The following is a 22,347-nucleotide window of genomic DNA, read 5'->3' as shown; positions in this document are numbered from 1 at the left end:
TTAACTATCTTTCTTCACCAACATATAAAAATCATCTTCCAAAGCACGATAGCCTTGGTCGTACAAAAAGAAATAGGTGTTACCAGTTTTGGTTTGCAACATACTTGTAAAAAACTCAAAATCGAAACCTTTGCTTAGTAATTTGGTTTTCGTGGTTTTTCCTTTGTCTTCTGGGTTGAGTTCACACAAAATGCGGTAATTTTTACGCAATTTGTTATTTATGTTTCGCATCAGATTATTCTGATCTTTGTTCATTTTGTTGTTGTACGCATTGCGGCACCCATCCGAACAAAACTTTTTATCTTCGCGACCAATGATTTTATCACCACATTCTAAACAGGTTTTACTCATAGTAATATTTTTTTAAGCTGGTCCATTAACTGATAAATTCATTAACTCATCATTATCTAGATTATATTCAATATTCCAATAATAACTTCCCCCATCTGAAACCATTATTATTTGTCGCAACCATTTAGTTTCTTTTTCATTCTTTTTCCAAAGTGAATTTATGTAAAGAACTTTTTCGCCTTTATTGTTTATGAAACCAAAATATTGTCTTTTGTATTTTTTTAAATTTCTATGGATAATGGGTGAGTTGTATTGATTTTCAAAATTTCTATTGACTTCTTTAATTTTTGATTTTAATGCATTTTCTGCTTTTATTATATCTTCTTTTGTCGGAGTAAATCTATTTTGTTGCATTATTTCATTACACGATTCTGGAAAAATGGCGACTTCAAATTGTCTTGTTTTGAAATGTTCTGCAACATTTTGAGCATGAATAAAACAGCTAGATAGAAATAATATGATAATGTATTTCATCATTACTTCTTAAAATTAAACTTCATTTCTTTACCGCTATCTTCAAAAACTACGTAAAGATTAATTTCATTATCTGAAATTCTCTCAAACGTAAATTTGTCGAAATACACATGTGTTGGGGTGACTTTTACCAATCTAAAATTCTCGCTCACTTCCGCTTTTTCCCAACCTTTTAATTCGCCATCAAAGTGTTTGAGTTGTAATAAAAGTGTTTTGTCTTTTTCAATAATGTGTCCCAATTCGTAAAAAGCAACTTTTCCATCAACTACTAATTTGAAACTAAACATCATCGAATTTCCAATCGGTTCGCTCCAAGTTTCTTGACAAATGCCGCCTAAAGCTTCACCTGTCCAATTACCAACAATCCATTTTACATCTTGTAAAGTAGCTTTTGGCGAACCTTTTTCATCGTTATAATTCAGAGTGTTTTGTGCAAATGCGCTAAACGAACAAATAAAAAGTAGTAAATAAATACTTTTTTGGAAGATTGATTTTTTCATCTGTAAAGTCTTATAGTTAAAGCGAATATACAAAAATAATTTCCATTTACAAACGCTTACAAATATTTACAACCGATATTAAATAGCTAATAACCGAATAACGTTTTTTTCTTGCCACATCTTTGCACTGTCGAAATGAACGAAAGCAAAATTCAATAGCAAGTTCAATTTCAAAAATCATTTTTATTAATTATTTAAATTTTTACACGCCATGAAGAACAGAGTACAATTAATCGGACATGTAGGTCAAGAACCAGAAATCAAAAACTTAGAATCTGGACGAGTAGCTAACTTCACTATTGCTACGAATGAAAATTACACCAACGCCAAAGGCGAAAAAGTAGAACAAACCGAATGGCATAGAGTTTCCGCTTGGGGAAAAACTGTTGACATCATCGAAAAATTATTAACCAAAGGAAGTCACGTTGCCATCGAAGGCAAATTAACCCACAGAAGTTACGACGACAAAGACGGAAACAAACGTTACATCACAGAAGTGGTTGCTAATGAATTGGTTTTATTAAGCAAGTAATCAAGTTCAAATTCAAGTACAATTTCAAAAGTCAATTTCAAATTTTGCGTCTCTGCGACTTTGCGAGATATTACAATTAACACAAACATTAAATATTTATACGCCATGAAAAACTCAGTACAATTAATCGGACACGTTGGTCAAGAACCAGAAATCAAAAACCTAGAAGGAGGAAAAAAATTAGCAAACATCAGCATAGCTACAAACGAAGTGTATTACAAAGACAACGGTGACAAAGTAGAACAAACGCAATGGCACCGCGTAACCGCTTGGGGAAAAACGGCTGATATTATCGAGCGTTTTGTAACCAAAGGCAAAGAAATCGCTATCGAAGGCAAATTAACACACAGAAGTTACGACGACAAAGATGGAAACAAGCGCTATGTTACGGAAGTAATTGCAAACGAAATTTTGTTAATCGGTAAATAAGGATGTTATGCAAGTTAAAGTATTTTCAATCCGATTGGATAACGCATTTTTGGAGTACGATCAACAACAATTGAATGCTTTTTTGAATACAGTTACGTTTAAAAAATCGAGTTCGCAATTTGTTGAAAGTGAAGAAGCCCATTGGTCGGTAATTGTTCATTATGAATCAGAAGAACAAGAAAAACCAGAACGATTGGAACGAAAATCTTACGAAGATTTGAATCCGAAAGACAAACAAGTTTACGGTTATTTGACTCAATGGAGAAATGAAAAATCAGAAACTTTGAAACTGAAAAAGTATATGATTTGTCACAATTCAGAATTAATCGATTTAGCCATGTATAAGCCAAGTAACTTAGATGAATTGCAACAAATTAAAGGTTTCGGAAAACAAAAATCGGAGCGATTTGGAGAAGATATTTTAGCCATTTTGAATGCTGTTTAATGGGTAAACCATCGACTTTTGTCGGTGGTTTATTTATTTAATTCCGCTTGTAAAGCATCTACAAATAATCCCATGTGATAACCGTCTGCTAAACCATGATGTGCTAAAACCGTCATTGCCATTGTTTTTTTATCGTTTTCAGTCATTAACTTTCCAAAAGAAACTTTTGGACAACTATCTGGTAACGTATAGCTTCGAGAATGCGTTAATCCAGTAAAATTAATCCATGGAATTGCTGAAAAGTGAATAATGTTTTCAGGAAATTCCCTTGTAAAAAGGCCTGGTGTAACTTGAATTCTTTCAATTTCAGTTTGTACGTTTTTAGCAAACTCATGAATATCGGAATGAAATTTCATAAACGAAAACCCAAACGTTTTGTCTTCTCGCATGATTGTCGAAGAAGCGTCAATTTCGTCATAAAGTACTACTTCATTTCCTTCAATTCGATATCTGAAATTTTCCACTTGGTTAACGGCAGCAATCGTTTTGTGTAAATAATAAACAAAAAACGGAATTTGCATGGCTTTCGCCTTTTCATAAGAAATAGTCATATCAATTGGTGTTGTAATACCAAAGAATGGCTCTTCGAAAGTACAGAAAAATTCAAAGTGTTCTTTTCGATTCCAATTAGAGATGTCTATTTTTTGCTTCATTTTAGTAAGGGTAAAATTTCCGTAATATTGGTAAACGATTTGAAATTATCGTGCTCAATTTCAAAATCAATTTTCTCGTATTCCCAAGTCGTGTGATACGGAATGTGAATCGCATGTCCGCCAATATTTAAAACAGGCAAAACGTCTGATTTTAATGAATTTCCAATCATTAGAAAATCTTCGGCTTTACAATCTAATCGACCTAACATTTTTTCATAATCCAATTCTGCTTTGTCGCTCATGACTTCAATATGATGAAAATAAGCGCCAATTCCTGAATCGTGCAATTTGCGATGTTGGTCTTTTAAATCGCCTTTTGTAGCAACAATTAATTTGTGACTTCCTTTTAGTTGTTCTAATACTTCGGTAACATTTGGTAATAGTTCGACTGGTTTTTGAAGTAAATCTTTCCCAATAGCTAAAATTTGCTCAATTCCTTTTCCCGAAATTTTATGATTAGTCAATTGCAAAGCAGTTTCAATCATTGACAATGTAAATGCTTTAATTCCGAAACCATACAAAGGCAAATTTTTAACTTGATGATTCAATATCAATCCCAAAATTTCCTGACTCGAAGCATAATCTTGAAACAAAACACAAAAGCGTTCTTGTGCCTCATCGAAATAAGGTTCATTGTGCCATAAAGTGTCGTCTGCGTCGAAAGCGATTATTTTTGGGTTCATAGTTATTGTTTTTTACCGCAGATTCACAGATTGTATATATAAATCTGCGAATCTGCGGTTATTTTTAAGAAATCATCGCACCATTAATTACACCTTCCGCATCTGGATTTACGAAAACCAATTTGCCTTCTGCATTGTTGGTTAATAATAACATGCCTTCACTTTCCACACCGCGTAAAGCTCTTGGTGCTAAGTTTACTAATACTGTTACGCGTTTTCCGATGACTTCTTCCGGTGTAAAATGCTCTGCAATTCCAGAAACGATAGTTCTTACATCAATTCCAGTATCTACTTTTAAAACTAACAATTTGTTAGCTTTTGGCATTTTTTCAGCTTCGATGATGGTTCCAATTCGTAAATCTACTTTAGCGAAATCTTCGAAAGTAATGATATCTTTTTGCGGTTCAGCTTTTGCGTTTTCCACTTTATTTGCGGTTTTAGTTGCTTCTAATTTTTCTAATTGCTTTTGGATTTCGGCATCTTCAATTTGGGCAAATAAAATTTCGGCTTGACCAATTTGATGTCCTGCTGGTAACAAGTCTGTTTTAGTAGTAACATCGTTCCAACCTAAAGCGTTGATTTTTAAAATATTCGATAATTTTTTAGCCGTGAAAGGTAAAAATGGTTCCGATAAAACCGCTAAAGCCGAAGCGATTTGCAATGCTACATACATTTGCGTTTGTACTCTTGCCGGATTTTCTTTTATCATTTTCCAAGGTTCTTCATCCGCTAAATATTTATTTCCTAAACGAGCTACATTCATTAATTCGCCTAATGCTTCTCTAAATCGGTAACGCTCAATTGAACTTGAAATTACGGCTGGATACGCTTTTAATTCGGCTAATGTTTGTTCGTCAACTTCAGAAAATTCGTTTGGAGCTGGAACAATTCCGTTGTAATATTTATTGGTTAAAACCACTACGCGATTGATGAAATTTCCAAAAATCGCTGCTAATTCATTATTATTTCTTGCTTGAAAATCTTTCCAAGTGAAGTCGTTATCTTTGGTTTCTGGAGCATTTGCCGTTAATGCATAACGCAACGAATCTTGTTTTTCTGGAAAATCTTGTAAATATTCGTGTAACCAAACCGCCCAGTTTTTAGAAGTTGATAATTTGTTTCCTTCTAAATTTAAAAATTCATTTGCTGGTACATTATCAGGTAAAATGTAGCTTCCTTCTGCTTTTAACATCGCTGGGAAAATAATACAATGGAAAACGATATTATCTTTTCCAATGAAGTGTACCAATTTTGTATCGGCATCTTTCCAATACGGTTCCCAATCTTTTCCTTCGCGAGCTGCCCATTCTTTGGTAGATGAAATATAGCCAATTGGCGCATCAAACCAAACGTATAATTTTTTTCCTTCTGCACCTTCAACTGGAACATCAATTCCCCAATCTAAATCACGCGTTACGGCTCTTGGTTCTAAACCACCATCAACCCACGATTTCACTTGTCCGTACACATTTGGTTTCCAGTCGTTTTTGTGACCTTCCAAAATCCATTCTCTTAAGAACGATTCGTAACGATTTAAAGGTAAAAACCAGTGTTTGGTAGCTTTTAAAATTGGAGTTTCACCTGTAATAGTTGATTTCGGATTAATTAAATCGGTTGCGTTTAAAGTCGAACCACATTTTTCACATTGATCGCCGTATGCTTCTGGATTGTCGCACTTTGGACAAGTTCCAGTTACGAAACGATCTGCTAAAAATTGGTCCGCTTTTGCGTCGTATAATTGTTCGGTAGTTTCTTCAATGAAATCGCCGTTATCGTATAATTTTTTGAAAAATTCTGAAGCTGTTTTATGATGAATCTCCGAAGAAGTTCTTGAATAATTATCAAAAGAAATTCCGAAATCTAAAAACGATTTACGAATAATTCCGTCGTATTTATCGATTACTTGTTGAGGTGTAATGCCTTCTTTTTTCGCTTTCATTGAAATCGCCACACCGTGCTCGTCGCTTCCGCAAATGAAAGCCACATCTTTTCCTTGCAAACGCAAATATCTTGCATAAATATCTGAAGGAACATAAACACCTGCTAAATGTCCAATGTGAATAGGACCATTTGTATAAGGTAAAGCCGCTGTAATCGTATATCTTTTCGGATTTTCTAACATATCATCGTAAAATTTGATGCAAAAATAGGGAACAATTTTATCTTTATTCTCATACAAAAATACTTTTAGTAAATCTTTCGATAAAAATATTGATTAAAACGCCAAAACATAATACACCAAGTGGCAAGAAAGGGATATACCAAACTATAAAGTTTAGATGATAATGAACGTTAGAATGTTGGATAAATAATAAAAACCAAGATAATGGAGCAATTATAGAAAACCAGGATGTAAAAACAATGGCTTTGTGTTTTTTAAAATCTATTTTTAACAGAAAAAGACTTGTGGTAAAAATTAGAATTAGAAGAAGAATAAAAGGAACACTTGGTTTTATCCATGAAAAAGCATCACCTGAAACATACTTCATTAAAATTTGAAGATAAATATTGTTTGAAATTTCGGCAGTTTTACCTTCAATTACAACACTAGCCGTTCTTGTGTTGTAGGAATACAAAATATGATGAATTCCTTCTAATAAACTTCCTTTCAGATATTTTAGTTGTAGCAATAAAATAAACATTTCCGCTATAACTCCTGCAATAAGAACAACTCCTGTTTTAAAGCTAAAAAGAATAAAATCATTTATTTTTTTATTGTCCTTAATGTAGTAGAAAACTATAGGTGAGTAAACAGCAATTAGGGTTGTGGTAATGTATTCAAACCCATTAAAAAAGCATTTAAAAAAAATACTAATAAAAGTTAAAAGTAAAATTTTTACAGGACTTGATTTAAAAAATTCCAATGACAACAACATGGTTAGAAAAGGAATATAAAACGCCCAAAGACACCACCATAAACTTGCTGCAAAAAGCCAAATCCAACTAGAAATTGCAATAAAGAAAAGTACTGCTATGGCAGGAATTAATCCAAAATTTCTTTTACTCCAAGCTATAAAAATGCTAAAAACAAAAGAGTTTAGCAGTAAAGTAAAGTTTTTAAGAATTTCAATATTGGTAGCTAAATTAAAAGGAGAAATTTTATTAAAAGACGCATATACCATTCCTTGTCCACCAGTTTGAGAATTGTATGTATAATATGCTTTGTATTTTTCTCTCTCTGATTTATTTTTTAATAGTTTAAATTGATTAATTGAATTTTTTTTGAATTCTTCATCTTTTGGATCACTTTTAAGCATTCCTGTTAAACCAGAATAGGATAATATACCCGATCTTTCACTTTCCATTAACCTTCCAATTATTAGCGATTCCGTTACATAATAATAAGGAATTCCTACATCAGTATTGTTTTTAAAAAAACAGAATAATATTATAATTGAAAAGAAATAAAGCCAATATTTTTTTAAGTAAATCATTTATTATTTGGAAGTATTTGTTCGAAAATGCATCAAAAATAATCGATTAGTGATGAAATCCCGAATTTTAATTGGATTTTGTTTACTTTTGAGTTAATAAAATCTGACGATGTATAGATTTATTTTAGTACTTATTTTAATTTCAAACTTTTCTCATTCGCAAAAGAAAATGAAAATTCCACCTTATCTTAAAAAAGGCGACACAGTTGCTATTGTTTGTACGGCTCGTAAATTTTTTCCAGAAGATGCAAAACCCGCTATTGAATTATTAGAATCTTGGGGATTGAAAGCCAAATTAGGCAGAACCATAGGTTTAGACAGTTGTCAATTAGGCGGAACCGATACCGAAAGAATTGCCGATTTTCAAGAAATGATGGATGACGACAATGTCAAAGCCATTTGGTGCGCACGTGGTGGTTATGGAACGGTTCGAATAATAGATTCGTTAGATTTTACTAAATTCAAAAAGCATCCTAAATGGATTATGGGATTTTCTGATGTTACTGTTTTGCACAGTCAATTGAACGTGGAACGCGTGGCGACTTTGCATTCGATTATGCCATTTACAGTTCCAAAAGCGCCAGAAGAAGTAAAAGAAACGCTGCGAAAAGCACTTTTTGGAGAGGCGATTTCGTATACAATTCCATCAAAACCATATGATGTAAAAGGAAAAGCTTCAGGCGAATTAGTAGGAGGAAATATTTCGATTTTATATAGTTTATTGGGTTCAAAATCATCGATTGATACGAAAGGAAAAATTCTTTTTATTGAAGATTTGGACGAATATTTGTATCACATTGATAGAATGATGTACAACCTAAAACGCAATGGCTATTTCGAAAATGTAAATGGAATTATTGTGGGAAGTATGGCCGATATGCACGATAACGAAATTCCGTTTGGGCAAAATGAAGTGCAAATTATTACTGCAATTGCCAAAGAATATAACATTCCAATCGTGTTTGAATTTCCAGCGGGACATCAAAAAGACAATCGAACTTTGATTCTTGGAAAACAAGTAGATTTTGAAGTGAACGAAAAAGAAGTGATTTTGTCTTTCAAATAACTGAACACTAAATTCTGAATACTTTAACAAATGGCGGAACACAATGATTTAGGAAAATTTGGAGAAGAATTAGCAGTTGATTTCTTAGAAAAAAACGGCTATGAAATCTTAGAAACGAATTGGGTTTTTGATAAAGCTGAAATTGATATTATTGCTCAAAAAGAAAATATTTTGGCAGTTGTTGAAGTGAAAACGCGTTCGAGTTTAGATTTTGGTTTGCCACAAGAATTTGTAAAGCCTAAGAAAATTCAATTATTGGTAAAAGCTATAAATGAATACGTTACCCAAAACGATTTAGATGTTGAAGTGCGATTTGATATTGTTGCCATTCACAAAGAAAATACAGAATTTGTTATAGAACACATCGAAGAAGCATTTTATTATTTTTAATGTTAAATTTGTAACAAATTGTTTTTTGTTTTTATCTTTGCGCCCAACAAACAACTAAAAACATGAAAACAATATCTTCAGTAGTAGAGCAATACATTAAATCTAAGCCTTTTTTATTGAGTTCGCTTTCGCAAGGAATTATTAATTTAACTTCTTTAGCTCGTATTATGATGCCTGAATTAGAAGCGCATTTAGGTAAAGATGTAAAACAAGGCGCAGTAGTTATGTCATTAAAAAGACTTTCTGAAGAGTTGGATTTTAAAATCAACTATAAAATTTCAAAGGTCTTAAAAAATATTGGCGAAATCACGGTTCGTTCTTCGTTAACAGATTTCACTTACGTAATTTCGGACACCCTTTTAGACAATCAGGCTAAACTAATTTCTGAAATTAATAAGCAACAAGATATTTTTTACACTTCATCTCGTGGAGTAAATGAAACCAATATTGTAACCAGTACTTCGGTTGAGCCAATGGTTGAAGCTATTTTTAAGAATGAAAAACTAACACACAAGATTGAAAATCTTTCTTCTATCACGGTAAAATTACCACAAGAAAACATTTCAACTCCTGGAGTTTACTACTATATTTTTCAAAGATTAGCTTGGGAAGGAATTATCATTCACGAAGTAATTTCAACAACAAACGAGTTTACAATTATTGTTAGCGATGATCAAATTGATGTGGCATTTAAGGTGATAAAAGACCTTAAAAACGTGTTTGATTAACAAAAAGTCTACTATTTTTTTTCACATCAAAAAAAGAAACGTATTTTTACCATTCTATACATACTAAAAAGTGATTTTAGTAGTTTAAGTACAAAAACGTTTTTACATTGAAAAGCACCATAATTAAATACTCTCTTGTCGTAGGTTTTTTGTTTTTTTTGATAGCATGTTCTGTCAAGAAAGATAAATTTATTAATCGCAATTTTCACGCTGTTACTACCGAATATAACGTTTTATATAACGGAAATTTGGCTTTAACCAAAGGTTTAGAAGAATTAAAAACAACCTATAAAGACAATTTTTGGGAAGTCCTTCCGGTGGAGCGAACATCAGATGCTGAAGAGGCTATTTTACCTGGTCAAACAAAGAACCAAAATTTTGAACGTGCCGAAGAAAAAGCAGTAAAAGCAATTCAAACGCATTCCATGAATATTGCTGGAACTGAAAAAAATCCGCAAATGGATGAAGCGTATTTGTTGTTAGCAAAGGCTCGTTATTACGAAAATCGATTTATCCCATCTTTAGAAGCATTAAATTACATTCTATACAAATACCCTTTGAGTGACCGAATTTATCACGCAAAAGTATGGCGTGAGAAAGTTAATATTCGATTAGATAACGAAGATGTTGCTATCAAAAATCTGAAAAGACTTTTAAAAGACGATAAAATTCAAGGTCAAGATTTAGCAGATGCTAATGCAATGTTGGCACAAGCTTACATGAATATTCAAGTTAAAGATACTGCTATTGCTGCTTTAAAAGTTGCAAAAGAAGCCACTAACGACAATGAAGAAAAAGCACGTTATACTTTTATTTTAGGACAGTTATACGAGAATCTTCAGTATAATGACAGTGCTTATGCGACTTTTCAGGAAGTAATTGACATGAATAGAAAATCGCCACGCAGATATGTTGTTCAATCGCATGCTAAACAAGCACTGCAATTTGATTATAAAAAAGGCGATACATTAGCGTTTGTCGAAAAATTCAATAAACTTTTAGAGGATAGAGAAAACCGACCTTATTTGGATGTCTTGAATCATCAAATGGGAATTTTTTATGACAAGCAAGGCTTAAATCAAAAGGCAAAATGGTACTATAATAAATCGATAAAATCGGTTTCACAAGACAGCTATTTAGTTTCTTCAAATTATAGAAATATTGGAGAAATTTATTTTAAAGAAGCCCAATACAAAACAGCAGGTAAATATTACGATAGTACTTTATTACGATTAAACGATAGAACACGTGAATATCGAAAAATAAAGAAAAAAAGAGATAATTTAGAAGATGTTATTAAATATGAGACTATTGCACAACAAAACGATAGTATTTTATCGGTTGTAGCAATGAATGATTCTGACAGGAATCTATATTATCAAAAGTATATCGCTAAATTAAAAATTGAAGACGAGAAAAAGGCTAAAATCGCCGCCGCAAAAGCAGAGAAAGAAGCTAATCTTCAAGCAAGTCTTAATAATAACTCTTCGGTAAATGTAAATACTTCTGGGAAAAAGGATACAAAGGTTATTGATATGGGGGTTTCTCCTATGGTGCCTCCAGGAATGAATACTGATAGTAACGGAAACAGCTTTTATTTTTATAATCCGGTGGCGGTAGAACTTGGTAAGAAAGAATTTCAGGCAAGATGGGGAAAACGACCACTTGCCGATGATTGGAGATTAGGTTCAAAAAACGCAAAAGATTTGAATAATGCTGACGATGAAAATATTGATGTTGATCAAAAAGATTCAGTTGCAGAAAAGGAAATCAATCCAAAGTACGATGCACAATTTTATTTAGCTCAAATTCCAACAGACTCAAAATTTTTAGATAGTTTAGCCAAAGACCGAAACTTTGCTTATTATCAACTTGGACTTATCTACAAAGAAAAATTTAAAGAATACGAATTGGCTGCTTCTCGTTTAGAGCAATTGTTAAAAAACAAACCAGAAGAGCGTTTGGTACTTCCAGCAATGTATAATCTGTATAAAATCTATCAGCAAATTTCGCCTTCAAAAGCGGCAGATATGAAACAACAAATCTTGTCGCAATACCCTGAAAGTCGTTATGCTCAAATTTTGAATAATCCAGAAGTTGAAATTACAGATAACGATAATCCAGAATTGGTATTTAATGCTTTGTATAAGAAGTTTGAAAACAATCAATTAAGAGAAGTTTTTGTAGAAGTTGACGAAGCCATTTTTAGATTTGCAGGTGAAGAATCTTTGCCGAAATTTGAAATGCTTAAAGCGAAAATAGTAGGAAGATTAAAAGGGGTTGAAGAATACAAAAAAGTATTAAATTTTGTTGCACTTACATATCCTAATGTTGATGAAGGAAAACAAGCCGAAAAAATGGTGCAAATGGAAGTGCCTTTAATTGAAGCACTTGATTTCGGTTTAGCTCAACCAACGAGTTACAAAATTATCTTCCCTAAAACGTATCCTTACGGAAAAGAAGTCAAAAATCTAACAGATAAAGTAACAAAATACATTAAAGACACCAATGCAGTAGCGTTAAAATCGTCTGAAGATATTTATACCTTAACCGATAACTTTATTGTAATTCATGGTTTTGACAATAAAGATGCTGCGATATCAGTGTTATCGGTACTACAATTGCATAAAAATTATAAAGTAACAGACAAAGTTCATATCATTTCAACAGAGGATTACAAGATTGTACAGATGAAGAAGAAGTTGCAAGAATGGATTTTGTTAAATAAATAACCCCAATACCTATTAATATGTTTGAAAAAGTGAAAAACCAAGATCATTTATTAGGCAAAACCAATAGAATTGTAGATGGAACTACTATTACTGGAGACATCACTACTTTGGCAGATTTTCGTTTAGATGGAAAACTAAAAGGTAATTTTACTTCCGAAGGAAAAATAGTAATTGGTCCTACAGGAGAAGTTATTGGCGATATCATTTGTAAAAGCATCGATATCGAAGGTGTTTTTTCTGGAAAACTTCAGGCCGAAGGCATGTTAAATGTAAAATCAAAAGCGCACATAACAGGAGAAGTAATCGTTGGGAAACTTGCCGTAGAGCCAGGAGCTCGATTTGAAGCTAGTTGTGAAATGCGTAGTTCATAAATTTAGTAGGAAACAAAATAAATCCTAAATTCTATGGATTCCAAAAAAAGACAACCTAATAAATGGTTAGCTCTAATCACTATCCCATTTCAAATGGGATTAGTTATTTTTGGATTTTCCTACTTAGGATCTTGGTTAGATGAAACGAATAGTAATGTAGAAGAAACCAATTTTAAGATATTTACATTAATTGGAGTATTCATCGCCATTTATCAAGTAATAAGTCAAGTGAATCAAATAAATAAAAATAAATAAGATATGTCAGTTTATGCCAAGGCAGTAATAGTAGTCGGAATACTTTTTGGAATTCATTTTGGAATCGCTCAGTTTTTGGATGCAAATTTTAATATGTCCAACTTTTTGGTTTCCTATGTGAGTCAGGCTGTTTTAACGGCGCTTGTTTTATTAGCGTTGCTTCAAATTGATAAAAAAGCAAAAGAACAATTAGGGTATGCCTTTTTAGGATTAACCTCTGCAAAAGTGATTCTGAGTTATGTGATTGTTACCCAATTTTTGTTTCAAGGAACGGTTATCGCAAAAGAATTAAAAATTAATTTTTTCATCGCTTTTCTAATTTTTTTATGTCTAGATGCCTATTTTGTAATAAGATTATTAAACAAAAAAAGATAAAGGATTGAAAAATCGATAATTCTTTAAAAAATATGTATTCAAGAAACTTGGAATATTAATTAAAATTGTACTTTTGCAAAAATTTTTAGGAAACATAAGAATTATAGTTATGATGATTTTAAGGAAACCCATTTCCATTTTAACAGCGATATTGTTTTTAACAAGTTCAATGGTTTTTTCTGCAAGTGAAACTACTGATTCTTTACAAGTAGCCACAGCACCTGCCGCAACAGAAGTTGAAGCGCATGGAGAGCACGCAGAAGGAGCGAAATCGCCAAAAGAAGTTGTTAATGCTCATATTCAGCACCACCTTCAAGACGATTACTATTTTACATTTTTTGCTGATGAGGCTGAAGGTAAACATTATGGGTTCCCACTTCCAGTAATTTTAATTGACGGAGGATTGAAAGTTTTTTCAGCTTCTAAATTCCATTATGGCGAAACGGTTGCTGAAGAAGATGGTAAATTCTATAAATTATTCCACGGAAAAATTTACGAAACCAATGCTGCGGGTGATTTAACTATGGATGATCACCATCACCCAACAAACAAAATGCCTTTGAATTTTTCGATGACTAAAAATGTAGTATCGTTGATTCTTACTGCTGCAATTTTATTCTTTTTATTTGTTGGATTAGCAAAAACATACAAAAACGGACATAACAGTTTACCAAAAGGTTTCAGTAGAGTACTAGAGCCTCTTGTATTATATGTACGTGACGAAATTGCTAGACCAAATATTGGTGAGAAAAAATACAAAAAATTCATGCCTTATTTGTTAACGGTATTCTTCTTAATTTGGTTATTAAACTTATTAGGATTAACACCGCTAGGAATTAACGTAACAGGAAATATCGCTTTCACTTTATGTGCGGCTTTATTTACCTTCTTTATTACACAATTCAGTGCGAATAAAGATTATTGGGGACACATTTTTTGGATGCCTGGAGTTCCTGTACCAATGAAAATTATCTTAGCTCCAATTGAGGTGTTAGGAATGTTCACAAAACCTTTCTCATTAATGATTCGTCTTTTTGCTAACATTACAGCGGGTCACACAGTAGTAATGGGATTAATTGCAATCGTATTTTTAATGAAAGAACAATTAACAGTGGGTGGAGCTACAGCAGTTTCTTTAGCGTTAACTTTGTTTATTTCGGTTATTGAAATATTAGTAGCGTTTTTACAAGCGTATATTTTTACAATGTTGTCATCTTTATTTATAGGTATGGCAGTACAAGATCATCATCACGACGATCACCATTAATAAGTATAAATTTTGTTTAATTATATAAATCAATTATCATGACAATTCCAAATTTAGTAGGAGCTGGTTTAATCGTAATCGGAGCTGGTTTAGGTTTAGGTAAAATCGGTGGATCTGCAATGGACGCTATTGCTCGTCAACCAGAAGCTGCTGGAAAAATCCAAACTGCAATGATTATCATTGGAGCGTTATTAGAAGGTTTAGCATTCGGTGCTTTAATCTTAGGAGCTTAATTAAAAAAAACAACACCTGTAGCGGTTGGCTACAAGTGTTGTTTAATTAAACAGTAATTTAAAAGAATTTTATAAAGACTATATAAATGGAGAAGTTAATTAACGATTTTTCTTATGGTTTGTTTTTTTGGCAAGCTATTATCTTAGTAATATTAATTGTATTATTAGCTAAATTTGCTTGGAAACCTATCTTAACTGCTTTAGCAGCCCGTGAAGAAGGAATTTCAAATGCTTTGTTAGCAGCTGAAAACGCTAAGAAAGACATGCAAAATCTTAAAGCGGATAATGAAAAATTATTAGCTGAAGCAAGAGCTGAAAGAGACTTGATGATTAAAGAAGCAAGAGAAATCAAAGAAAAAATGATTGCTGATGCTAAATCTGAAGCACAAGTTCAAGGAGCAGCAATGATTGAATCTGCGAAAGCAACAATCGAAAGTGAGAAAAATGCAGCGATGGCAGAATTGAAAAATCAAGTTTCTTCTTTGTCATTAGAAATTGCTGAGACATTATTAAAAGGAGAATTATCTAACAAAGAAGCTCAAACTAAATTAGTTGAGAAAATGTTAGGTGACGCTAAATTAAACTAATATCATGGCAGGAACTAGAGCAGCAATTCGATACGCTAAAGCCATTTTGGACATTGCCCAAGTGAACAACAGCACACAAGCTGTAAATTCAGATATGACTTCAATTGTTAACGCAATTAAAGACAGCGCTGAGTTAAAAGATTTCTTGCAAAGTCCAGTTGTTAAAGGTGAAATTAAATTTTCGTCTTTAAACGAAATTTTTGCTTCTGCTCAAAAAGAGACAAAAGGATTATTTCAATTGCTTTTAGTAAACAAAAGATTTGAATTATTAAATGATGTTGCTTTACAATTCAATGCTTTATACGATGAACTTAACGGAATTGAGATTGCAAAGGTAACTACCGCTTTCCCAATTACGCCTGAGTTAGAAGCTAAAGTATTGGCAAAAATTGCATCGTTTTCAAATAAAAATATTACCATTCAAAACATTGTAGATCCTGCTATCATTGGAGGATTTATTTTAAGAATGGGCGACAAACAATACAATGCATCTGTTGCAAGCAGATTGCAAAATTTAAAAAGAGAGTTTAGTAATTAATATACCATTAAAGATATATCAAAATGGCGGAAATTAAACCTGCTGAAATTTCAGCAATATTAAAACAACAATTATCAGGTTTTGAATCTGGTGCATCGTTAGAAGAAGTTGGAACAGTACTTCAAGTTGGAGACGGTATCGCTCGTGTTTACGGATTATCAAACGCTCAATACGGAGAGTTAGTACAATTCGAAAACGGATTAGAAGCTATCGTATTGAACTTAGAAGAAGACAATGTTGGGGTGGTACTTTTAGGACCATCTACAGGAATCAAAGAAGGTTCTACAGTAAAAAGAACACAACGTATTGCTTCTCTTAAAGTAGGAGAACAAATGGTAGGTCGTGTTGTGGATACTTTAGGTAACCCAATTGATGGTAAAGGTCCAATCGGTGGTGAGTTATTCGAGATGCCATTAGAAAGAAAAGCTCCTGGTGTTATCTTCCGTCAGCCAGTAACTGAACCGTTACAAACAGGAGTAAAAGCAGTTGATGCTATGATTCCAGTTGGTAGAGGACAACGTGAGTTGGTTATTGGTGACCGTCAAACTGGTAAATCAACAGTTTGTATTGATACCATCTTAAATCAAAAAGAATTTTACGATGCAGGAAAACCTGTATTCTGTATATATGTTGCAATTGGACAAAAAGCTTCAACTGTAGCAGGAATCGCAAAAATGTTAGAAGAAAAAGGTGCAATGGCTTATACAGTTATTGTTGCTGCAAATGCTTCTGATCCAGCTCCAATGCAAGTATATGCTCCTATGGCAGGTGCTGCAATTGGTGAGTATTTTAGAGATTCTGGTCGTCCAGCTTTAATTGTATATGATGATTTATCTAAACAAGCAGTTGCTTACCGTGAGGTGTCTTTATTATTAAGAAGACCACCAGGACGTGAGGCTTACCCTGGAGACGTTTTCTACTTACACTCTCGTTTATTAGAAAGAGCTTGTAAAGTAATTAACAACGACGAAATCGCTAGAAACATGAATGACTTACCAGATTCTATCAAAGGAATCGTTAAAGGTGGTGGTTCGTTAACAGCGTTACCAATTATCGAAACACAAGCAGGTGACGTTTCTGCATATATCCCAACAAACGTAATTTCGATTACAGACGGACAGATCTTCTTAGATGGTGATTTATTCAACTCTGGAGTTCGTCCTGCTATTAACGTAGGTATTTCTGTATCTCGTGTTGGAGGTAATGCACAGATTAAATCAATGAAAAAAGTATCAGGGACTTTAAAATTAGACCAAGCACAATTCCGTGAATTAGAAGCTTTCGCGAAATTTGGTTCTGACTTAGATGCTGTAACTTTAAACGTTATTGAAAAAGGAAAAAGAAACGTTGAAATCTTAAAACAAGGTTTAAACTCTCCTTTTACAGTAGAAGATCAGGTGGCTATCATTTATGCAGGTTCTAAAAACTTGTTAAGAAATGTACCAGTTGTAAAAGTAAAAGAATTTGAAAAAGATTTCTTAGAATACTTAAACGCTAAACACAGAGATACATTAGACGCACTTAAAGCAGGTAAGTTTGATGACGCAATCACTGACGTTTTAGAAAAAGTAGCGAAAGAAATTTCAGCAAAATATAATTAATTTTCAGTGAAAAGTGAATAGTGATTAGTGAAGAGCTAATTACTATTCACTAATTACTAATTACTATAAAAACATGGCAAACTTAAAGGAAATACGTAATAGGATTACTTCTGTTTCATCTACGATGCAAATTACATCGGCGATGAAAATGGTTTCTGCTGCAAAATTAAAAAAAGCGCAAGATGCTATTACAGCAATGCGTCCGTATGCAGAAAAACTTACTGAGCTATTACAAAACTTAAGTGCAACTCTTGAAGGAGAAGTTGGTGGTGCTTTTACAGCTCAAAGAGAAGTGAAAAAAGTACTTATCGTAGCAATTACTTCAAACAGAGGTTTGTGTGGTGCGTTTAATACCAATGTAATTAAACAAGCAAAAGCAGTTGCTGATACGTATGCTGGAAAACAAGTAGATATTTTTGCTATTGGTAAAAAAGGAAACGATGTTTTACGTAAAACTAACAACGTAATCGAAGTTAACAATGTTATTTTTGACAAATTAACTTTCGAAAATGCTTCTGATATTGCACAACAATTAATGGATAAATTTGTGAAAGGTGATTACGATAAAATCGAAATCGTTTATAACGAATTTAAAAATGCTGCAACTCAAATTGTAAGAACACAACAGTTTTTACCTTTAGCTCCAATTGTTGGTGGCGAAGTAGTAGCTTCTGATTATATTTTTGAACCATCTAAAGAAGAAATTGTGTTGACTTTGATTCCAAAATCATTAAAAACACAATTATACAAATCAATTAGAGATTCATTTGCAGCAGAACACGGAGCACGTATGACAGCAATGCATAAAGCAACCGATAACGCTACAGAATTAAGAGACCAATTAAAATTAACATACAACAAAGCGCGTCAAGCAGCTATTACAAACGAAATCTTAGAAATCGTTGGTGGAGCAGAAGCTTTGAATAACTAATTTTAATTCAGATATTATAAAGAGTCCCGATTTATTCGGGACTTTTTTGTTTTATATTTGTGAGGATGATAAATCTTTAATAGTATGAAATTTATATTTGTTATAATTTTAATATGTTTATTTGGTTGTAAAGAAAAAGCTGAATCAACAGAGTCTTCTGTAAAAGAGGATTTGGAATTCGAGTTATTAAATAATGAAATCAACTTTATTCAAGTTAATCCCGAACAACTTAAGTCAGAAATTGTTGTGTATTCTGACGAACAGAGAGAAAAAGCCCTTAATAGAATTGATTTTAAAATTACAAATGTTAGTGATAAAAAATATGTTATTTTTCTGGACTATAAAAAAATTGAATCATTTGCAGGTATTTATAAAAATGAATTTGAAAACAAGTTAGATTTAAATTTAGGAGGTTTAAATTTTTTATTGAATATTGATTATGATATGTCTCAAAATAAAATAGGAACATCAAATTTTAAAGATGATTGCAATGAAAAGAATTTAAAAATATTGAGTAATGAATTTTCTGATAAATACATCAATTATGGAGAAAGTTTGTTTAATGAAAATTTAATCACATTACAGCCAAATGAATCAAGAATTTTTAGAAGCGTAGTTTATTTACCCATTTTAAACGATAGAAATAATTCTTTAATTGGAGATTATAGTTTTATTTTTCTTGATTCAAAAAATGAATATGACTTTAGGTTAGGATTTAAACAGGATAAAAAAATGATTTTGGATTTTTTAAACAAGGATCAATTAAAAGAATTAAATAAAAACGGATATGAAGTTTTTCATGGAATTTTAATTTCCAATTCTGTAAAACTGAAATGTAAAAATTAAAAAAAATCCTGATTGCGCTGAATTGCATTCAGTGCCCACAAAGAAATATTTCCCGATTTATTCGGGACTTTTTTGTTTTATATTTGTAAAATAATCAAACATTAGAGATCAGTATGGATAAAATATTTAATGAATTTGTAAAGTATTTTCGCTTTTTTATAATATTCATGGGAATATTTATTGCAATATTTTTTATAATTAGCTTATTAACTGAAGAATATGATTCAACTATTTTGCTTTTTATTTTCATGGCTATCTATTTGTTTATTTTTTTTAATAAGATATTTAATTTCCAACATTTCGAGTTTGATAAAAATGGTCTTTACCTAGAGAAAAAGAAAATTGATTACAATGATATTAGTTCATTAAAAAAAGGGAAAATTACTTTAAAATCAGGAATTTTCGTCAGAATAAGTCCATTTTATCCTAGAAGTAAATTTGAGTTATTAAAGAAGAATTACAATGAAAGTAAAATTTAATTTCATTAAAGAAATGATTTACAATTAACATATTTATAAGAAGTCTCTAATAATCGGAACTTCTTTTTTTTGGTATATTTGTAAGAATACAAACTATTTTCCAATGAAAAAATATTGCTGTTTCTTCTTACTACTTTTCACCTTTTTTGGTAATGCTCAAAATCTTCGTTTAGAAGACATCATGAAAGGCGACGAATTCATCGGGCACCAGCCTGATAATCACCGTTGGTCTATCGATGGGCAAACCGTTTTATTTGATTGGAATCCGAATAATGAAGTCGATAACAGCACCTATTTTTGGAACAAATCAAGTAAATCGCCTCAAAAAGTAACGACTTCAAATCCTATTTATGATTTGGATTTTATGGCTACACAGAAAGATTATGATGTGGTGTATTATACCAATCAAGGCGTTTTGTATGCGTATACCAAATCCACAAAAAAGATTAAAAAAGTCATTCAATTAGCAGATAGAATTGCTTCTGTTCAAAGAAGTAGTGATCCTAATATTATCTTTTTTCAGCAAAATCGTAATGTATATCAATTCAACACTAAAGATTTTTCGATTGTTCAATTAACGAATTTTAGAACTGGAAAAGAAAATAAATCGTCAAAAGAAGAAGATTCATTTCTAAAAGATCAACAAAAAGAATTGTTTCAATTTGTTCGCGATGAAGCAAAAGCAGACGATTGGTATGAAGCGCAATCCAAATCCAAAAAAGAGAAGTTTCCAAAAGAAATTTTCTATGATAAATCTTCTTTAGAACAAGTAAAAGTTTCGCCTGACGGAAAATTTGTAACCTTTAGAACTTCAGATTATCCAACACAAGCTTCGACCAATGTGGAACATTTTATTACGGATGATGGATTTACTCAAAGTAAAAAAGCTCGCGAAAAAGTATCCGATAAAAATTTCAGTAAGCACAAATTCGGAATTTTCAATGTAGAAAAAGATACTACGTATTACGTTTCGTTTTCCAATTTAACAGGAATCAAAGAAGCACCAAAATATTATCAAGAATATGAAAATTTAAAAGACGATTCGGAATATGATATTCCAGTAGTAATGCAAAGTCCAGTGTATAGCAAAGACGGAAAAAATGCCGTGTTAGAAATCAGAAGTCAAGACAACAAACACCGCTGGATTGTACAATTGGATTTAGTTTCAGGAAAAATTACCGAGTTAGATCATCAACATGACGAAGCATGGATTGGCGGACCTGGAATTCCAGGCTATAGTTTTAGTAGCGGAACTTTAGGTTTTATTGATAATTCGACTTTTTATTTTCAATCGGAAGCTACTGGTTTTTCGCATTTGTACACGTACAATCTGAAAACCAAGAAAAAGGAAGCGTTAACAAAAGGCAATTGGGAAGTTCGAAATATTCAATTATCGAATGATACCAAATCATTTTACATCACCACGACAACAACGCATCCAGGAAACAGAAGTTTTTATAAATTGGACATCGCTTCTAAAAAAATGACCGGAATTTTAACGAATGATGGTAACTACGAAGTGGAATTATCTCCTGACGAACAAACACTTTTGGTGCGCTATTCGTATAAAAATAAACCTTGGGAATTGTACGTTGGAGCTAACAAACCAAATTCCGATTTGAAACAAATTACGTTTTCAACTACGACAGAATTCAAAAAATACAACTGGAAAACACCAGAAGTTATCACATTTAAAGCGGAAGATGGAACGACAGTTTATGCCCGTTTATACCAACCAAAAGTAGAAAACAAAAACAAAGCCGCAGTCATTTTTGTTCACGGCGCAGGTTATTTGCAAAATGCACACAATTATTGGAGCACGTATCACAGAGAATTCATGTTTCACAATTTACTTACCGATTTAGGCTACACGGTTTTAGATATCGATTACAGAGCCAGCGATGGTTACGGTCGCGATTTCAGAACGGGAATTTACCGACACATGGGTGGAAAAGATTTATCCGATCAATTAGATGGAAAGAAATATTTAGTAGAAAAAGCAGGAATTGACGCTAATCGAGTTGGAATTTACGGCGGTTCGTATGGTGGATTTATTACATTAATGGCTTTGTTGACAGAACCAGGTGAATTCAAAGCTGGAGCCGCTTTACGTTCGGTAACCGATTGGGCGCATTACAATCACGGTTACACATCAAACATTTTAAATTTCCCAGAAACCGATCCTGAAGCATATAAGAAAAGTTCGCCAATTTATTTTGCGAATAATTTACAAGACAAATTGTTAATGTTGCACGGAATGGTAGACGATAACGTACAATTCCAAGATATTGTTCGTTTAACGCAACGATTTATAGAATTGGGTAAAAAAGACTGGGATTTAGCTGTATTTCCAGTGGAAGCCCACGGATTTAAAAGAACGTATTCTTGGGTTGACGAATACCGAAGAATTTTAGACTTATTCAACGAAAATCTATTACAAAAATAAA

Annotated in this window: 26 protein-coding genes; 19 read left to right on the top strand and 7 right to left on the bottom strand. The window is 32.4% G+C overall.

The genetic code is table 11. The features are described 5' to 3' along the window. Genes AAEO58_RS02345 through AAEO58_RS02335 form a run of 3 tightly spaced genes read right to left on the bottom strand, consistent with a single transcriptional unit; the run spans position 1 to position 1,325 of the window. A complete protein-coding gene (locus AAEO58_RS02345; RefSeq protein ID WP_113987668.1) occupies positions 1-351 on the bottom strand; it encodes a hypothetical protein in 351 nt (116 codons plus the stop codon). A 12-nt stretch (positions 352-363) separates the two neighbouring features. Next, on the bottom strand, positions 364-828 hold the full coding sequence (locus tag AAEO58_RS02340) for a hypothetical protein (RefSeq protein ID WP_341681601.1): 465 nt from the start codon (positions 826-828) through the stop codon (positions 364-366). After that, a complete protein-coding gene (locus tag AAEO58_RS02335) occupies positions 828-1,325 on the bottom strand; it encodes a DUF6265 family protein (RefSeq protein ID WP_341681599.1) in 498 nt (165 codons plus the stop codon). Before AAEO58_RS02335 ends, AAEO58_RS02340 begins: the two co-directional genes overlap by 1 nt. A 211-nt stretch (positions 1,326-1,536) precedes the next feature. Between AAEO58_RS02335 and AAEO58_RS02330 the strand changes: the two genes are divergently transcribed. From AAEO58_RS02330 to AAEO58_RS02320, 3 genes are all read left to right on the top strand, one after another. Beyond that, positions 1,537-1,857: a single-stranded DNA-binding protein gene (locus tag AAEO58_RS02330; RefSeq protein WP_026725498.1), complete on the top strand. Its 321-nt coding sequence runs from the start codon at positions 1,537-1,539 to the stop codon at positions 1,855-1,857. A gap of 105 nt (positions 1,858-1,962) precedes the next feature. Next, the gene (locus AAEO58_RS02325; protein WP_153201122.1) at positions 1,963-2,286 is read left to right on the top strand and encodes a single-stranded DNA-binding protein; all 324 of its coding nucleotides are present in this window, start codon (positions 1,963-1,965) and stop codon (positions 2,284-2,286) included. A gap of 7 nt (positions 2,287-2,293) precedes the next feature. Next, a complete protein-coding gene (locus AAEO58_RS02320) occupies positions 2,294-2,731 on the top strand; it encodes an HRDC domain-containing protein (RefSeq protein ID WP_341681594.1) in 438 nt (145 codons plus the stop codon). 29 nt (positions 2,732-2,760) lie between these two features. Here AAEO58_RS02320 and AAEO58_RS02315 read toward each other — a convergent pair whose 3' ends face one another. The 4 genes from AAEO58_RS02315 to AAEO58_RS02300 form a co-directional block, all read right to left on the bottom strand. After that, positions 2,761-3,384, bottom strand: a complete 624-nt coding sequence (locus AAEO58_RS02315) for a CatA-like O-acetyltransferase (RefSeq protein ID WP_341681592.1) — start codon at positions 3,382-3,384, stop codon at positions 2,761-2,763. Beyond that, positions 3,381-4,067 (bottom strand): HAD family hydrolase, encoded by a 687-nt coding sequence (locus tag AAEO58_RS02310; RefSeq protein WP_341681591.1) that lies wholly within the window; start codon positions 4,065-4,067, stop codon positions 3,381-3,383. Before AAEO58_RS02310 ends, AAEO58_RS02315 begins: the two co-directional genes overlap by 4 nt. Positions 4,068-4,131: 64 nt before the next feature. Continuing rightward, positions 4,132-6,189: a methionine--tRNA ligase gene (metG, locus tag AAEO58_RS02305; protein ID WP_341681589.1), complete on the bottom strand. Its 2,058-nt coding sequence runs from the start codon at positions 6,187-6,189 to the stop codon at positions 4,132-4,134. A gap of 49 nt (positions 6,190-6,238) precedes the next feature. Continuing rightward, positions 6,239-7,372 (bottom strand): hypothetical protein, encoded by a 1,134-nt coding sequence (locus tag AAEO58_RS02300; protein ID WP_341681587.1) that lies wholly within the window; start codon positions 7,370-7,372, stop codon positions 6,239-6,241. A gap of 238 nt (positions 7,373-7,610) precedes the next feature. Between AAEO58_RS02300 and AAEO58_RS02295 the strand changes: the two genes are divergently transcribed. From AAEO58_RS02295 to AAEO58_RS02220, 16 genes are all read left to right on the top strand, one after another. Next, complete coding sequence (locus tag AAEO58_RS02295; RefSeq protein ID WP_341681586.1) at positions 7,611-8,567, top strand: S66 peptidase family protein; 957 nt, start codon at positions 7,611-7,613, stop codon at positions 8,565-8,567. A gap of 30 nt (positions 8,568-8,597) precedes the next feature. Then, positions 8,598-8,957 carry a YraN family protein gene (locus AAEO58_RS02290; RefSeq protein ID WP_341681584.1) on the top strand — a complete coding sequence of 120 codons (360 nt, stop codon included), beginning with the start codon at positions 8,598-8,600 and terminating at the stop codon, positions 8,955-8,957. A gap of 62 nt (positions 8,958-9,019) precedes the next feature. After that, complete coding sequence (locus AAEO58_RS02285) at positions 9,020-9,685, top strand: aspartate kinase (RefSeq protein WP_133608838.1); 666 nt, start codon at positions 9,020-9,022, stop codon at positions 9,683-9,685. 107 nt (positions 9,686-9,792) lie between these two features. Then, entirely contained in the window at positions 9,793-12,417 is a 2,625-nt protein-coding gene (gene porW, locus AAEO58_RS02280; RefSeq protein WP_341681581.1) for a type IX secretion system periplasmic lipoprotein PorW/SprE, read from the top strand. A gap of 17 nt (positions 12,418-12,434) precedes the next feature. After that, entirely contained in the window at positions 12,435-12,788 is a 354-nt protein-coding gene (locus AAEO58_RS02275; RefSeq protein ID WP_341681579.1) for a bactofilin family protein, read from the top strand. Positions 12,789-12,821: 33 nt separating this feature from the next. Continuing rightward, positions 12,822-13,043, top strand: coding sequence for an AtpZ/AtpI family protein (locus AAEO58_RS02270; protein ID WP_341681577.1), 222 nt, complete (start codon positions 12,822-12,824; stop codon positions 13,041-13,043). Between the two features lie 3 nt (positions 13,044-13,046). Beyond that, positions 13,047-13,418, top strand: a complete 372-nt coding sequence (locus AAEO58_RS02265) for a hypothetical protein (RefSeq protein ID WP_341681575.1) — start codon at positions 13,047-13,049, stop codon at positions 13,416-13,418. A gap of 109 nt (positions 13,419-13,527) precedes the next feature. Continuing rightward, positions 13,528-14,685: a F0F1 ATP synthase subunit A gene (gene atpB / locus AAEO58_RS02260; protein ID WP_341682353.1), complete on the top strand. Its 1,158-nt coding sequence runs from the start codon at positions 13,528-13,530 to the stop codon at positions 14,683-14,685. Between the two features lie 38 nt (positions 14,686-14,723). After that, positions 14,724-14,918, top strand: coding sequence for an ATP synthase F0 subunit C (locus AAEO58_RS02255; protein WP_014165720.1), 195 nt, complete (start codon positions 14,724-14,726; stop codon positions 14,916-14,918). A gap of 86 nt (positions 14,919-15,004) precedes the next feature. After that, positions 15,005-15,505 (top strand): F0F1 ATP synthase subunit B, encoded by a 501-nt coding sequence (locus AAEO58_RS02250; RefSeq protein ID WP_341681548.1) that lies wholly within the window; start codon positions 15,005-15,007, stop codon positions 15,503-15,505. Between the two features lie 4 nt (positions 15,506-15,509). After that, a complete protein-coding gene (gene atpH, locus AAEO58_RS02245; protein ID WP_341681546.1) occupies positions 15,510-16,043 on the top strand; it encodes an ATP synthase F1 subunit delta in 534 nt (177 codons plus the stop codon). 23 nt (positions 16,044-16,066) lie between these two features. After that, a complete protein-coding gene (gene atpA / locus AAEO58_RS02240; RefSeq protein WP_133608824.1) occupies positions 16,067-17,644 on the top strand; it encodes a F0F1 ATP synthase subunit alpha in 1,578 nt (525 codons plus the stop codon). Between the two features lie 73 nt (positions 17,645-17,717). Continuing rightward, on the top strand, positions 17,718-18,575 hold the full coding sequence (gene atpG / locus AAEO58_RS02235; protein ID WP_341681543.1) for an ATP synthase F1 subunit gamma: 858 nt from the start codon (positions 17,718-17,720) through the stop codon (positions 18,573-18,575). An 84-nt stretch (positions 18,576-18,659) separates the two neighbouring features. Continuing rightward, positions 18,660-19,421, top strand: coding sequence for a hypothetical protein (locus AAEO58_RS02230; RefSeq protein WP_341681541.1), 762 nt, complete (start codon positions 18,660-18,662; stop codon positions 19,419-19,421). 113 nt (positions 19,422-19,534) lie between these two features. Then, the gene (locus AAEO58_RS02225) at positions 19,535-19,900 is read left to right on the top strand and encodes a hypothetical protein (protein WP_341681540.1); all 366 of its coding nucleotides are present in this window, start codon (positions 19,535-19,537) and stop codon (positions 19,898-19,900) included. 103 nt (positions 19,901-20,003) lie between these two features. Next, positions 20,004-22,346, top strand: a complete 2,343-nt coding sequence (locus AAEO58_RS02220; RefSeq protein WP_341681538.1) for a S9 family peptidase — start codon at positions 20,004-20,006, stop codon at positions 22,344-22,346. Position 22,347: the final 1 nt, after the last annotated feature.

Origin of the sequence: Flavobacterium helocola (assembly GCF_038289885.1) — a bacterium.
Lineage (GTDB): Bacteria > Bacteroidota > Bacteroidia > Flavobacteriales > Flavobacteriaceae > Flavobacterium > Flavobacterium cheniae.
The sequence above is the reverse complement of the archived record's forward strand: the minus strand, read 5'-3'. Positions and strand labels throughout refer to the sequence as shown.